The sequence below is a fragment of the Bradyrhizobium sp. USDA 3364 genome (assembly GCF_054056355.1).
Window position 1 is genome coordinate 1,215,196 of sequence record NZ_JBSRYG010000002.1, and the last position, 12,466, is coordinate 1,227,661.

Here is a 12,466-nt window from a genome sequence, read left to right on the forward strand (position 1 = left end):
ACCCGCTTTGGCAAAGCGACGCCCTACCATGTCAACATCTCGCTGGTCGGCGGGATTGTCACGCGAGGGCGACAGGACGATCCTGGAATTCGTCGGCAGCAACGCTCAAATCATCGAAGTGAACGAGACGCCCGAAAAAATTCTGGCGATTCACCTCGGTGGGTCGGGAGAGCGGCGCTCTTGAACGAGCGCCGCGCCTGCCCGACGACTATCGCCGCTGCGGCATGCCCTCGGGAATGATGGTCTGAACGATCGAGGCGTCGAGCGCCTCGTACTCATGCAGGCCGATTGTGGCATAGAGCTCGGCGCGTGTCTGCATCAGCTCGACGGCACCATGCGTGCCGCCATCGTGCGCGATTGCTGCATAGAGCGCTTCCTGCGCCTTGTTGGCGACGCGCAGCGCGGATACCGGCCAGATCACCATGGCGTAGCCCATCGCCTCGAACTCGGCCGCCGTATAGAACGGCGTCTTGCCGAATTCCGTCATGTTGGCGAGTAGCGGCACATCAGGCATCCGCTGCGCAAAGGCGCGGAACAGGTCTTCGGTGTTGAGCGCCTCCGGGAAGATGGCGTCGGCGCCGGCCTGCATGTAGAGCTTGGCGCGGGCCACGGCGCCGTCGAGCCCCTCGCTCGCCGCCGCATCAGTGCGAGCGATGATGACGAGATCGCGCCGCGCCTTGGCCGCCGCCGCGATCTTGGCCGCCATGTCATGTGCGTCAGCGAGCCGCTTGTCATTCAGATGTCCGCACTTCTTCGGCAGGATCTGATCCTCGAGATGCAGCGCGCCTGCCCCCGCCTCCTCGAATACCCGAACGGCGTGCATGACATTGAGCGCTTCGCCGTAGCCGGTGTCGGCATCGACAAGAAGCGGCAGGCCAGAGGCGCGTACGATCTGGCGGATGAAGAAGCTGACTTCGTCGACCGTGATGATGCCGAGATCCGGCAGGCCCATCGACGCGGTCATGGCCGCGCCGGATAAATACAATCCGTCAAATCCCGCACGCTTGGCCTGGAGCGCCGCCATCCCGTTGTGCGCGCCCGGCAGCTTCAGGATGCCGGGGCGTTTCAGAAGCTCGCGAAATCGCCGGCCGGCGGATTCCGAAGGCAGATCGGATGCAACGAGATAGGGCATGCAGGATCCTTTATGCGGCGCGCACGGATGACGGCGGGTTGCCCCGGCGCTCGATCGGTACGAAAGCCTGGTTTTCCGGTCCAACATAGTTCGCCGAGGGCCGGATGATCTTGTTGTCGGCACGCTGTTCGATGATATGGGCGGCCCAGCCAGAGGTGCGCGCGATGACGAACAGCGGGGTGAACATAGCCGTCGGCACGCCCATCATGTGGTAGGACACCGCGCTGAACCAATCTAGATTGGCGAACATCTTCTTGGTCTCGGCCATGACAGCCTCGATCTGGTCAGCGATCTCGAACATCTTCGTGGAGCCCGCTTCCGCCGACAGCCGTCGGGCGACCTCCTTGATCACCTTGTTGCGCGGATCGGCGATCGTGTAGACCGGATGCCCGAAGCCGATCACCACCTCCTTGGCGGCGACCCGGCGGCGGATATCGGCGTCGGCGTCATCGACGCCATCGTAGCGCTTCTGCACCTCGAAAGCGACCTCGTTCGCGCCGCCGTGCTTGGGTCCGCGCAGCGCGCCGATTGCGCCGGTGATCGCCGAATAGATATCCGCGCCGGTTCCCGCGATCGAGCGGGCGGTGAAGGTCGAGGCGTTGAACTCATGCTCGGCATAGAGGTTGAGCGAGGTGTGCATCGCGCGGACGTGGGATTCGGACGGGCGGCGTCCATGCAGCAGATGCAGGAAATGCCCGCCTATCGTCTCGTCGTCGGTCTCGACGTCGATGCGGCGGCCATTCTGGGCAAAATGATGCCAGTACAGCAGCATCGAGCCGAGCGATGCCATCAGCCGGTCGGCGACGTCACGTGCGCCGGGATGATTATGATCGTGCGCCTCCGGAAGCACGCAGCCGAGCGTCGAGACGCCGCTTCGCGTTACGTCCATCGGATGCGCCGCCGCCGGCAGCGCCTCGAGCGCGTTGCGCACCACGACAGGCAGGCCGCGAAGGCCGCGCAGCTTCGCCTTGTAGGCCGCAAGCTCCGCGGCATTCGGCAGGGTGCCGTGAACGAGAAGATGGGCGATCTCCTCGAACTCGCAGGTCTCCGCGACATCGAGGATGTCGTAGCCGCGGTAGTGCAGGTCATTGCCGGTGCGGCCGACGGTGCAGAGCGCGGTATTGCCTGCAACGACGCCCGATAGCACGACCGATTTCTTCGGCGCCGGCTTGTTCGGTTCGATGGCCATCCTGTTCCTCCCGTTGTTCTGCTGTGATCTAGCGTCCGGCGGATGAGCCGGACCAATCGAAGATGCCGGTGGCGCTGGTCGTGCCAAGCTGCCCGGCGGCGGCCGTGAAGGTGAGGCCCGTGAGCTCTTCGGCCTTCAACTCGGGCAGCCGCTCCACGAGCGTCAGGAAGCGATCCTGCTCCTGCGGCGCGACGATGCCGTCGGCGAGACTGCGGAACTTGGCGACGTATTGCGCACGGGCGAAGGGGCGCGCGCCGAGCGGATGCGCATCCGCGACCGCGATCTCGTCGCTGATGGTCGATCCGCCCTTCAGCGTCACCACGACGCGGCCGCCGAACGCCTTCTCCTTGGGGTCATGGCTATGGTAGCGCCGCGTCCACTGCGGGTCCTCGACAGTGGAGATCTTGTTCCATAGCGCCACGGTCTCCGGACGCCCGGCACGCTCCGGCGCGTAGGACTTCTGGTGGTGCCAGCCACCGTCCTCGAGCGCGACCCCGAAGATGTACATGATCGAGTGGTCGAGCGTTTCACGGCTCGCCTTGGGGTCCATCTTCTGCGGATCGTTGGCGCCGGTGCCGATCACATAGTGGGTGTGATGGCTGGTGTGGATCACGATGCTCTCGATCTTGGTGAGATCGCCGATCTTCGGCCCCATCCGCCGGGCGAGATCGATCAGCGCCTGGCTCTGATATTCGGCCGAATGCTCCTTGGTGTAGGTATCGAGAATCGCGCGCTTGGGCTCGCCCTTCTCCGGCAGCGGCACGCTGTAATTGGCCTTCGGCCCGGACAGCAGCCAGGCGATGAAGCCGTCCTCGCCCTCCCACGCCGGCGACGGCGCGCCCTCGCCGCGCATCACGCGATCGACCGCTTCGATCGCCATCTTCCCGGCGAACGCCGGCGCGTAGGCCTTCCAGCTCGAAATCTCACCCTTGCGCGATTGACGCGTCGTGGTGGTGACGTGCAGCGCTTGTTGGACCGCCTGATAGATCGTCTCGGTCGGCAGCTTGAGAAGCGAGCCGATACCGGCCGCGGCCGACGGCCCGAGATGGGCGATATGGTCGATCTTGTGCTCATGCAGGCAGATGCCCTTCACGAGATCGACCTGGATCTCATAGCCGGCCGCAAGGCCACGCAGCAGCGCGCGGCCGTCGAGACCGCAATGCTGGGCCACGGCAAGCACCGGCGGAATGTTGTCGCCGGGATGGGAATAGTCGGCGGCCAGGAACGTATCGTGGAAGTCCAGCTCGCGAACCGCAACACCATTGGCCCACGCCGCCCATTCCGGCGAGATTCGCTGCGATGGCGCAAGGCCAAACACCGTCGCGCCAGGCCTGAAGGGATGCGCAACCGCCTGCGCTCGCGCGCTGGCGACCGGACGCCGCGCCAACGAGGCGGCCGCGACGGCAGCGTTGTCGATGATGCGGTTGCCGATCATCTCGACCACCGCCGGCACGACCGCGACCGGATCGGACGCGACCTCGGCAATCTTCCAGGCCAGTTGGTCCGCGCGCGGCAGATGCTCTGAGGACTTGTGGGTTCGGACGTTGTGCAGTTTCACGGTTCAGTTTCCTGTCAGACGTTGTTTTGAGGAGACGACGCAACAGGCGTCGGCCTGCCCTGCTCGTCCACGGCGACCATCTCGAAAGACCCACGCATCGCGGTTCGCCGGTCACCCGATATCAGGGCCTCGGCGATCACCTCGACGGCAACCGTCATCGACGAGCGGCCGACACGTTCGACCTTCGCCGTGAGCTCGACGAGTTCGCCAACGCGAACCGGATCATGGAATTCCACCTTGTCCGAAGTTGCCATGACCACGGCTCGGCGTGCCCGCCGCGTCGCGGCCACGAAGGCGGCCTTGCCCATCATGCTGAGCGCGTTGCCGCCGAACAGGGTCCCGTAATGGTTGGCCTGGTCGGGGAAGACCAGTTCGACGAAACACGTGGATTCGGCCGCGCTGACCGCCTGCCCGTAGGAAGCCTGCATCGAATGACGCCCTTGCAACTTTGCTCGCTATTCGCAATATCCGCATAGACCAAAGTGTGAATAGTGCTGAAATTGCGGATACTTGCGAAGGGCGAGTAGCAAAACTGCGAAGTTTGCGAAGCCGACGGAGGAGCAAATGAAGAAGGCTTTCATGGGCGTCCGGCTCAAGCGCCTGCGTGAGGAGCGCCGCCTCACCCAGCAGGCCCTGGCGTCCGCGATCGGGATTTCGCTGAGCTACCTCAACCAGTTGGAGAACAACCAGCGGCCGCTAACGATTGCGGTCCTGCTCAAACTCAACACCGTCTTCGGCGTCGACGTGCAGATGTTCTCGGAGGATGACGAGGCGCGGCTGGTTGCCGACCTCCGCGAGACGCTGTCGCCCACAGTCGTCGGCGAGAACGTATCAGCCGCCGAAATCCGGGAGCTCGCCGTCAACATGCCCGCGGTAGCGCGGGCGATCATCTCGCTCAGCCGCAATCACCGGCTCGCGATCGAGCAAACCGCGGTGCTCGCCGCGCGGCTCGGCGAGGACCGCCAGGCGGCGACCGCGATCCTGCCCTCGACCCCCCACGAGGAAGTCCGCGACTTCTTCTATGCACGCCACAACTACTTTGCCGAGCTGGACGACGCCGCCGAGCAGCTCGCGCAACAGCTTGCGCCATCGCGCCAGCTGACGTCGGCGAGCCTTAGCGACCATCTGCGCGACAAATTTGGAATAACGGTGATGTTCGACGATGCGCCTGCTGCGGCACATCGACGCTTCGACCAAGAATGCGCGGCCCTGCATCTCTCGCGAAAGCTGGAACCGGGCCAACAGGCTTTCCAGTTGGCCACTCAAATCGCCCTACTGGCTTGCGATGGAGAATTGTCAGCACTGGTCGACGGTGCACGGTTCACCAATGCGGATACGCGCGGGCTCGCCCGCATCGGGCTTGCCAACTATTTCGCCGGAGCACTGATCATGCCTTATGGGGAATTCTTGGGTGCCGCTCAAAAGCTTCGCTATGACATCGAGCTGCTGGGCCAGAAGTTTGGCGTCGGCTTCGAAACCACGTGCCACCGGCTGAGTACGCTACAACGGCCTTCCGCACGCGGCGTGCCGTTCTTCTTCATCCGCGTCGATCGCGCTGGAAACATCTCGAAACGACAATCTGCAACTGATTTTCACTTCTCCCGGATTGGCGGCACCTGCCCGCTTTGGAATGTATACGAAGCGTTCACGACTCCTGAACGCATCCTCACCCAGCTTGCCCAAATGCCGGACGATCGCACGTATCTCTGGATCGCGCGCACCGTCACCCGTCGCGAGGGGGGATATGGCTCGCTGAGCAAGACGTTTGCCGTCGCCCTGGGATGTGACATCCGGCACGCCGAAGAAATTGTCTACTCACGAGGACTTGACGTTCACGATCCTGCGTCCGCGACGCCGATTGGCATAGGCTGCAAGGTATGTGAGCGCGTCGATTGCCCGCAGAGGGCTTTCCCTCCGCTCGGACGCCCGCTTATGATCGATGAAAAACACGCCTACTTTTCTCCCTATGCAGCCTCCACTCCCTGACCGAGAGGACATATGCATCTGAACACCGCCAGCCTTTTGACGACACGGACCATCGAGTTCTTTCCTTCAGAAGAATTGACGGCGGGCTCGCACAAGAGGGCGGCGCAAGCACTTCGAATCACGCGATCGACCTTTCGCCAGCGGCTCGAATGCAGCGTGACAGATTGCCAAGGGGGTATTCTGATTCATTGCCCGTTGGGCGACGTGAACTCCGTCCTGCAAGTTTGTGAAGTCGTCGAGCAGAAGCTGCAAAAGCTTCAAAAGGAGCCACTGACGGGGAGAATGGTCGAGCAGATACTGTCGATCACCTCAGCCGAATTGCGACGGTGGTCGAAGCAAGGTCGAGTACCGACCGCTGGCCACACCTTCTTCAGTAGCGGTCGGAAGCAGGTCAGCCTCTTCCTGTATTCTCCCGATATTGTCAGGGAGCTTGCGACTCGGCCCCAGCAGATCGCGGATTGGCGCCATCCCAACAGATCGTGAACGTCCGAGATGCTCGCAGCCGTTCGGCGTGACCAAACTGCCACATGTGCTGCTACTCCGCATTCGACAAGCGCCACTTGCTTGATTCGCTTGGAGGGGCCGTTCAGGCTCATCGGCGGTAGTGCCGAAAGGCATATCAAGGGAATACGGTGCGTCCTCACGGACTAGGCCGGAGCTGCCCCCGCAACTGTAAGCGGCGAGCCGACGACATTTGAAGCCAGTGGATTCGATTCGAATCTGGGAAGGTGGTCGGAAGCGTCAAGCCGCAAGCCAGGAAACCTTGCTACCGTCGTGGTCATGTGCTGACGCATTGGGCGGGGTGCTCCAGGGCGTTGCAAAGCCGGTTGGGATCTGCCGCATCTGGGGCGAACGGCAGCCGCTCACGGCCAATGTACGTGACGGCTTTTTTGCTTCGCCGTTGGTCACCACTGTGTTCATTTCAGATGATGTTGCGTTGCGCTCGTCGGCGCGAATTTCAGGGCTTTCACTGATTTCACGCAAGCACCGCTTGCTGGCCGGTTCGGCGGTCACGCTTTGCATCGTGATGGCTTCCATGGCCGCGGCCGGCCGGGCATCGGCGCAAACACCGCAGCAGCTCAATCCCGTCACCGTCACTCCGCCCACGCCGCGGCCGAGCGCGGAGCAACGTGGCAGCGAAAGCTGCGGGCCCGCTAAGCGCGTCCGGCGTGCGGCACGCCAGCCTGCGCCAGCGCCGAAGCCGGTGCCGGGACCGGCCCCTCTCGCAGCAACGGCCGCGACGCCGCTCAACAGCAACGTGATAGCCGGCAGCACCAGCCTGCTTGGCCTGACGGTACACGAGACGCCCGTAACCGTCGAAGTCGTCAGCCAGCAGCAGATGCAGGAGCAGGATACCGCACCACGACCGAGACCGCGCGGGGGGCGACTGGCGTGCTGTCGGGCGATGCCGCCGGCGCCACCCGCGGGGTTCTCGATGCGCGGCTTCACGGGCAGCGAAATCACCACACTCTACAACGGCATCTGGATCGGTCCGCAAGACATCACCTCCCGCGTGATGGACACGGCGAGCCTCGAGCAGGTCGAATTCGTCAAGGGCCCGAACTCGATCACGTCGGGGCTCGCCACGATCGGCGGCTCGGTCAATTATGTCAGCAAGCAGCTGACCACCGGACCGATCAGGAGCGAACTCGACGGCTCGATCGATACGCTCGGCACCTAGCCGACCACCTCGATGGGAACCCTCACTGTAAAACAGGGTTGAGCATGCCGGGCCAGGCGATCGGTTGGGCGATGGTGACGGGCTCTGGCTCTTCGTCGCTGGGAGTGGGACCAAAGACCAAATCGTGGATGTTTCGGTTCACTTCGCCCGTCACCCGCAAGCCTCGTGAGATAGGCCTTGGTCCAGTAAGTGCCGTCGTCAAGAAGCGCGTGGACTTTGACCTTTAGAGCACGGGCAATCCGAGTAATATTGTCGAGCAAGACATTTCGCTCAGATCGCGCTCGGCCGGAATCTTGAAATAGACGCAGTACGGAAGCCCTGCGCGTCTCACCGGCATTGGACTATTAGCTGCCGCGCCCCCGCTACCCGCCTAGTGGAAAGAGCCGTGCTCTCGAACGATCGGCAATAGCTCGTGATGGTTCTGGATGATGTGGTCCGGCTTCGTAGCCCGCAACCGCGCCTCGGAAACAAATCCGCCGGTAATGGCTACGCTGATCAGTCCAAGACTTCGGGCAATATCAGTTTCTACCGGCATATCCCCGATAATGAAGGTCGACTCCGGCTTTAGATCGTTTTGCACCATATATCGCCGAAGTCGCTCCCCTTTGCTCATCGTCTTATTCTGCGTGGCACGGCTTTCAAAGGCCAGGACGTCGTTGAAGCAGCGATCGATGCCGAGCCTTTGCAATTGAGCAACAAGAGGTGCGACTATATGGTTGCTCACGATGATGGACGAAGCCGCTTCCCGGCGAACCCATTCCAGCATTGTGCGCGCCCCCACGCGTAGATCTGCTTTATCGGCCAGCGGCTCGTAAGTGTCATGGAAGATTGCACTGCCATCGCGATCTACGGCTGCGACTTCCGATTCTGACATCCCGATGTTTCGGAAAAGAATGGACAGTGGGACATCGCAATGATCCCGAAAGGTGTCTAAATCGATCGCCGGGCGACCGAAACGTTTCAGGATAACGTTCGTCGTTTGGAGTAGTGCGCTGGCATCGTCAAGCAACGTGCCATTCCAATCAAAAACAAGAATGGGCCTCATCATACTCAATCTCAGGCAGCGCTCTGGTAGTCAGCGACAAGGCTATGCAGATCTCTGTTTGCGCGGCTTTGACCTGCAGAAGTCGGCATTTCGAATGTGAAGGGTGATAAATCTACTCCCTCGCTCCCGCGCGGCAGCAACGAGGACAATCGGTAAAAGGGCAAGTAAGTCACAGTTGTCGCGTTGATCGCGGCAGCGATTCTGCTTTCAACCGATTGAAGAACATGCGGCTCGATGTCTTTGAACAGCAGGCTTTGCTTCTGCTGTTGCGCGGACAGCCGTTTCCATGCCTGCCAAAAAGCCAGTTCATCGATGGCCTCAATATCCACGCCGTAGTAATTCGGAGCCACGATAGGTGGCGAACCGATTCCCCAATGGACAGCTTTGACGCCCGCAGCAAGGAGCATATTCGTCACGGTCCGGCCGGGTATCGCCACGAATGAGGGCTTCATCGGCAATGAGTATCGTGCGTTTGCCAACATCAGTCGAAGCCAGCCGATATTTGCGAGCGATACGATGCTTGCGCTCACTGGTTGGGCCGATGAGAGTTCGCTCAGCGAATTGCGCCTCGATGACTTCACGTCGTTGAGCGTTAACGCCGCGCGCTACCAGAGATGCAAATAACCCGTCAGCGTAAGGTCTTCCGGTATAAGGCATGGACGAGACGATGATGGGATCTGGGTCCTGCTCTGCGCAGATCCGTTGCGCAATAAGATCACCTAGCGAGAAACCGATATTGTAGCGGGTTTAGCGGTGAGTTTGGCCATCGATGGACGTATCCGGGTTTCCGAGGTAAAGGGTCTCATAAACGCATAGCTTGGCGGTTTCTTGAGAAACACTGACGCGATGATCGAGGCAATGCCCCCGTTTGCCATCCACATATTTGATGTAGCCCGGCAGGATTTGACCTGACTCGCCTCGAAGGCCGGCAAAGGCGCAATTTTCCGAGGCAAAGAGCAAAACTCCATCGTCCGTCTGCATGAACTCCAATGGACGCAAACCATATCTATTGCGGAACGCGACCAGATTTCCCGCTGGGTCCAACAAGAGCGCACTGATAGCACCATCAATGCGCTCATCGATTTCACGGAAAACGTTCTCATACTTGACCCGCAAGCCTTGCCGCCAATAATCCCTCTCACAAATTTTCTCAATCAGCTTGAGCAACAGCTCAGCATCCGTCCGACCAACCCGGGTGTAACCTTGTGCAATCAGTTCTGCCCTCACCTCGTGGCCATTTGCTAACGCTCCATCTACCGACACTGTCAGTTCACGGGACGAGGCCGTGCGCTTGGGATTTGGATGATCGTCGTTCCTATCCTATCTGCAAACTCGGCCGCTGATAAGAGCGATCGCAACGTGCGGACTGACCTCCGAATCCCGCCTATTCTTTTGAATGGAAGACAGTTCGTGTGATGGGTGAGGCACGCTTCCACCTCGAACGCCTTTGTTGTGCGTGAAGGCGGTGACGACGACTTCTGCTTGTCCGCGAAGTGCGAGCTTTGGAAGCATGTGCTGGAGCCGATCATAAACCGTCTGATGGGAACTACTCCAAGGCAATAGAAAAGCGGCAGCGATACCTGACATGCTCCACCGATCCGAGAGGACATGATCCTGCCCTTAAGCAAGCTTCGTACCAGCGCATAGCAATTCACTCGGACCGTCAAACCCGCTGAGGTAACGATTCACGCTCTCTCTATGGCCAGATACCTGTGCTGGTGGTTTCGCGACAATCTGTCTGAAGCGCGCCGAACCTTGTGTGAAAAATGGCAAGCTCAAGCGTGCTATCATTCGTGTCGCCGCGCGCGACGATGCGCGACTTGCCATCGCAGTGGTCGATACACGCGGTGTAGACGGCAGTGCAGTGCGTCCGGATATTCTTGCTCATCTCGAGTACGAGTGCGCGGTAAACTTTTGCTCCAAGTGGGGCAGCGCTCCGGATCCAAGCGGTCAGAACCCTCTGACACACGTCTCCCAGTCGAACGCGGACTCCTCACTGCTCGATCGCGTCGCCATCGTCGCCCTTGCACGCGCCGCCGATGCACTTTCGATGCGTCATCATTCCGGCGAAAGCGCCGAGGATGCGCTGCAAGGCTACGACATAAAGCTCGGACACGTTGAAGACGCGCTGCAGACGATCGGCATACCGGGTGTCAATATCTTTGCCTGCGATGAAACACGACCGGCTTAGCACCCCCGGGCGAAGGATTGGCTAATCCAAGGCTGAAAGCGGCCGAGCTTCAGCCGCTCGGCCGAAAGCGCGTCATAAGCAGCGAAATCTGCGCCTTTATCCGATCGGAGCGACGTTTGTGCGATGACGTTCATCTCAATTTTCCGCCGGCTCGGCTTGGACGGTGCGGTGCCAGATCACTCGACGTTCTCTAAGAACAGACATGGTCGCTTCCGAGAAAGCGATCTCTTTCGCCGCGTGTTCGAGAACGTCTTGCACCGTTGTATCGAGGAACGGCTGGTCGGCGGTGAAGGATTTGCGGTCGATGCGAGCCTGATCAAGGCCGACGCCAATCGGCAAAAAGGGATTGAAGGCGACAAGGGACTCCCACCGGAGGCGGCAAGCCGAGCGATAAACGAGTACCTGGCCGTCCTCGATGAGGCCGCTATCGGAGCAGCGACCGAGGTCACCCCGAAGTTCGTGTCGCCCTCCGATCCGGCGGCGCGCTGGACGGGAGCCCACGGCGGTCAAGCCTTCTTCGCCTATTCGGCGAATTACCTGATCCACGTCGAGAATGCGATCATCGTGGACGTCGAAGCGACAACAGCAATCCGGCAGGCTGAGGTCTTAACCGCCAAGCGCATGATTGAGCGCTCGCTCGAACGATTCGATCTCTATCCGAGCCGGCTCCTCGGCGACAGTGGCTATGGCTCGGCCGAGATGCTCGCCTGGCTAGTCTATGAGCACGGCATCGAGCCGCACGTTACAGTCCTCGACAAGTCGGCCCGGACAGACGGGATCTTTTCGCGCGACGACTTCACCTATGACCATACCGGAGACGCCTATCGTTGCCCCGGTGGCAAAGTTCTTACCACCACTGGAACGCTGGTGAATGACGGTGCCACCATGCTTTACCTTGCCAGCAAGCACGATGTGATCGGTGCGCACTGAAATCCCGGTGTTGTCCCAAGCAGCCTTCCTGAAGGGTACCGCGCTCAATCTATGAGGGCGCTCGCGACATGGCCGGTCAGATCGCATCGTGGGAAGGAGGCACCTCGCGCCGGCTCCGCAAAAAGATCGAGATGCTGTTCGCGCACCTCAAGCGGATTCTCAAGCTCGACCGTCTACGACAACGCGGCCCAAACGGCGCGCGCGACGAGTTCACGCTCGCGGCCCCCGCTCCCGCGGGTGACACCCACGCGGCATGATGGGTCAGGTAAATGTAGAGCGGCCGGCCTTCGATCTTCTGGGCGAAGTGGTGGTGGAATGTGAAGCCGCACTGCGCGCTGCCGCCACTCTCAGCAATCTTGCGCGCGATGTTACGAAAGCAATCGATGGGCTGAGCCCATGGCTCGGGCTGATGGGCTACCAGCTCGATAGCCTGCTGGCTTACTTCCTTGCCAATCGCGGCAAGGATCGCATCGGGGGCCTCGATCAGCCTGTCGATGAAAGCGGCATCGGAGTGCAGCGCATAGATCGCGATGGTCCCCTCGACGCCTGATCTTAGAACCGTTCGCGCATCACCGACGAGCCCGCGCTCTGCGAGCAGGAGTGCCGACTGGAATGATTGGTGAACCGGCACAAACAGCCCGTGTATGGCGAAGGCTGCGCTTTCGGACTTCGCGGTGGTCGCGTTCCGAAGCAGATCAAACCCGATACGGTTTAGGTCGAGCGCATAGGCGAACCATGCCTTGGTCGGCGTGGT

General features: G+C 61.0%; 14 protein-coding genes, 1 pseudogene and 1 riboswitch. Of the genes and pseudogenes, 7 read left to right on the forward strand and 8 right to left on the reverse strand.

The window, feature by feature from the left end:
* The first annotated feature begins 28 nt into the window (after positions 1–28).
* A complete protein-coding gene (locus tag ACVILL_RS05745) occupies positions 29–184 on the forward strand; it encodes a hypothetical protein (protein ID WP_456728212.1) in 156 nt (51 codons plus the stop codon).
* A 24-nt stretch (positions 185–208) separates the two neighbouring features.
* On the opposite strand, the gene prpB is transcribed toward ACVILL_RS05745, so the two are convergent.
* From prpB to ACVILL_RS05765, 4 genes are read right to left on the reverse strand one after another with little or no spacing between them, the layout of a single operon-like run.
* Complete coding sequence (gene prpB / locus ACVILL_RS05750; protein ID WP_456728213.1) at positions 209–1,132, reverse strand: methylisocitrate lyase; 924 nt, start codon at positions 1,130–1,132, stop codon at positions 209–211.
* 10 nt (positions 1,133–1,142) lie between these two features.
* Positions 1,143–2,321 (reverse strand): bifunctional 2-methylcitrate synthase/citrate synthase, encoded by a 1,179-nt coding sequence (gene prpC, locus ACVILL_RS05755; protein ID WP_456728214.1) that lies wholly within the window; start codon positions 2,319–2,321, stop codon positions 1,143–1,145.
* A 28-nt stretch (positions 2,322–2,349) separates the two neighbouring features.
* Positions 2,350–3,879, reverse strand: a complete 1,530-nt coding sequence (locus tag ACVILL_RS05760; RefSeq protein ID WP_456728215.1) for an MmgE/PrpD family protein — start codon at positions 3,877–3,879, stop codon at positions 2,350–2,352.
* 14 nt (positions 3,880–3,893) lie between these two features.
* Positions 3,894–4,307 (reverse strand): acyl-CoA thioesterase, encoded by a 414-nt coding sequence (locus ACVILL_RS05765; RefSeq protein ID WP_456728216.1) that lies wholly within the window; start codon positions 4,305–4,307, stop codon positions 3,894–3,896.
* 136 nt (positions 4,308–4,443) lie between these two features.
* Between ACVILL_RS05765 and ACVILL_RS05770 the strand changes: the two genes are divergently transcribed.
* Together ACVILL_RS05770 and ACVILL_RS05775 are read left to right on the forward strand one after the other, a co-directional pair.
* Complete coding sequence (locus ACVILL_RS05770) at positions 4,444–5,865, forward strand: short-chain fatty acyl-CoA regulator family protein (RefSeq protein WP_456728217.1); 1,422 nt, start codon at positions 4,444–4,446, stop codon at positions 5,863–5,865.
* 12 nt (positions 5,866–5,877) lie between these two features.
* Positions 5,878–6,348: a hypothetical protein gene (locus ACVILL_RS05775; protein WP_456728218.1), complete on the forward strand. Its 471-nt coding sequence runs from the start codon at positions 5,878–5,880 to the stop codon at positions 6,346–6,348.
* Between the two features lie 102 nt (positions 6,349–6,450).
* Positions 6,451–6,650: riboswitch (cobalamin riboswitch) on the forward strand.
* On the opposite strand, the gene ACVILL_RS05780 is transcribed toward ACVILL_RS05775, so the two are convergent.
* Positions 6,607–6,903, reverse strand: coding sequence for a hypothetical protein (locus ACVILL_RS05780; protein ID WP_456728219.1), 297 nt, complete (start codon positions 6,901–6,903; stop codon positions 6,607–6,609). (Overlaps the previous riboswitch by 44 nt.)
* Here ACVILL_RS05780 and ACVILL_RS05785 point away from each other — a divergent pair.
* Positions 6,902–7,546, forward strand: a complete 645-nt coding sequence (locus ACVILL_RS05785; protein WP_456728220.1) for a TonB-dependent receptor plug domain-containing protein — start codon at positions 6,902–6,904, stop codon at positions 7,544–7,546. The genes ACVILL_RS05780 and ACVILL_RS05785 overlap by 2 nt on opposite strands.
* Positions 7,547–7,916: 370 nt before the next feature.
* On the opposite strand, the gene ACVILL_RS05790 is transcribed toward ACVILL_RS05785, so the two are convergent.
* The 3 genes from ACVILL_RS05790 to ACVILL_RS05800 all read right to left on the reverse strand — a co-directional run bounded on the left by ACVILL_RS05790 (position 7,917) and on the right by ACVILL_RS05800 (position 9,854).
* Positions 7,917–8,594: an HAD family hydrolase gene (locus tag ACVILL_RS05790; protein ID WP_456728221.1), complete on the reverse strand. Its 678-nt coding sequence runs from the start codon at positions 8,592–8,594 to the stop codon at positions 7,917–7,919.
* A gap of 8 nt (positions 8,595–8,602) precedes the next feature.
* The gene (locus tag ACVILL_RS05795; protein WP_456728222.1) at positions 8,603–9,121 is read right to left on the reverse strand and encodes a hypothetical protein; all 519 of its coding nucleotides are present in this window, start codon (positions 9,119–9,121) and stop codon (positions 8,603–8,605) included.
* A 217-nt stretch (positions 9,122–9,338) separates the two neighbouring features.
* Complete coding sequence (locus ACVILL_RS05800) at positions 9,339–9,854, reverse strand: hypothetical protein (RefSeq protein WP_456728223.1); 516 nt, start codon at positions 9,852–9,854, stop codon at positions 9,339–9,341.
* 496 nt (positions 9,855–10,350) lie between these two features.
* On the opposite strand from ACVILL_RS05800, the gene ACVILL_RS05805 reads away from it, so the two are divergent.
* The 3 genes and pseudogenes from ACVILL_RS05805 (at position 10,351) to ACVILL_RS05815 (ending at position 12,262) form a co-directional block, all read left to right on the forward strand.
* A complete protein-coding gene (locus tag ACVILL_RS05805; protein WP_456728224.1) occupies positions 10,351–10,782 on the forward strand; it encodes a hypothetical protein in 432 nt (143 codons plus the stop codon).
* 68 nt (positions 10,783–10,850) lie between these two features.
* Positions 10,851–11,969: pseudogene (locus ACVILL_RS05810) on the forward strand (transposase); the annotation flags it as partial.
* The gene (locus tag ACVILL_RS05815; RefSeq protein ID WP_456728225.1) at positions 11,966–12,262 is read left to right on the forward strand and encodes a hypothetical protein; all 297 of its coding nucleotides are present in this window, start codon (positions 11,966–11,968) and stop codon (positions 12,260–12,262) included. The pseudogene ACVILL_RS05810 and the gene ACVILL_RS05815, both read left to right, overlap by 4 nt.
* Positions 12,263–12,466 lie beyond the last annotated feature (204 nt).

Coding starts and splice junctions, on each gene's coding strand:
- ACVILL_RS05765 (WP_456728216.1), bottom strand. CDS start 4,307: ATGCAGGCTTCCTACGGGCAGGCGGTCAGCGCGGCCGAATCCACGTGT.
- ACVILL_RS05785 (WP_456728220.1), top strand. CDS start 6,902: ATGGCCGCGGCCGGCCGGGCATCGGCGCAAACACCGCAGCAGCTCAAT.
- ACVILL_RS05770 (WP_456728217.1), top strand. CDS start 4,444: ATGAAGAAGGCTTTCATGGGCGTCCGGCTCAAGCGCCTGCGTGAGGAG.
- ACVILL_RS05780 (WP_456728219.1), bottom strand. CDS start 6,903: ATGGAAGCCATCACGATGCAAAGCGTGACCGCCGAACCGGCCAGCAAG.
- ACVILL_RS05815 (WP_456728225.1), top strand. CDS start 11,966: ATGATGGGTCAGGTAAATGTAGAGCGGCCGGCCTTCGATCTTCTGGGC.
- ACVILL_RS05775 (WP_456728218.1), top strand. CDS start 5,878: ATGCATCTGAACACCGCCAGCCTTTTGACGACACGGACCATCGAGTTC.
- ACVILL_RS05790 (WP_456728221.1), bottom strand. CDS start 8,594: ATGATGAGGCCCATTCTTGTTTTTGATTGGAATGGCACGTTGCTTGAC.
- prpB (WP_456728213.1), bottom strand. CDS start 1,132: ATGCCCTATCTCGTTGCATCCGATCTGCCTTCGGAATCCGCCGGCCGG.
- prpC (WP_456728214.1), bottom strand. CDS start 2,321: ATGGCCATCGAACCGAACAAGCCGGCGCCGAAGAAATCGGTCGTGCTA.
- ACVILL_RS05745 (WP_456728212.1), top strand. CDS start 29: ATGTCAACATCTCGCTGGTCGGCGGGATTGTCACGCGAGGGCGACAGG.